The sequence below is a fragment of the Flavobacterium sp. LMO6 genome (assembly GCF_009495795.1).
GTDB lineage: Bacteria > Bacteroidota > Bacteroidia > Flavobacteriales > Flavobacteriaceae > Flavobacterium.
Genome location: NZ_WIBH01000115.1, coordinates 1 through 220, shown reverse-complemented (window position 1 = coordinate 220; position 220 = coordinate 1). Strand labels below are relative to the sequence as shown.

The following is a 220-nucleotide window of genomic DNA, read 5'->3' as shown; positions in this document are numbered from 1 at the left end:
GCCAATGGCGGTGCAGCAATAAGTTTGCGCGGTTTTGGCTCGGATGCCACTCTGGTTTTAATTAATGGCCGTCGGGTAGCGGTAAGCGCTTTTGCCGAGAATATTGCCAACTCCTTCGTCGATATTAACTCTATTCCAGTAGCCGCCATTGAACGTGTTGAGATTCTAAAAGACGGCGCTTCGGCGGTATATGGTTCGGACGCAGTGGCTGGTGTGGTTA

The 220-nt window shown here is 50.9% G+C and carries 1 protein-coding gene; it reads left to right on the top strand.

What is annotated here, in order from left to right:
* Window positions 1-220: TonB-dependent receptor plug domain-containing protein (locus tag GFJ99_RS13395; protein WP_153209554.1), on the top strand; the 220-nt coding region annotated here is incomplete at both ends.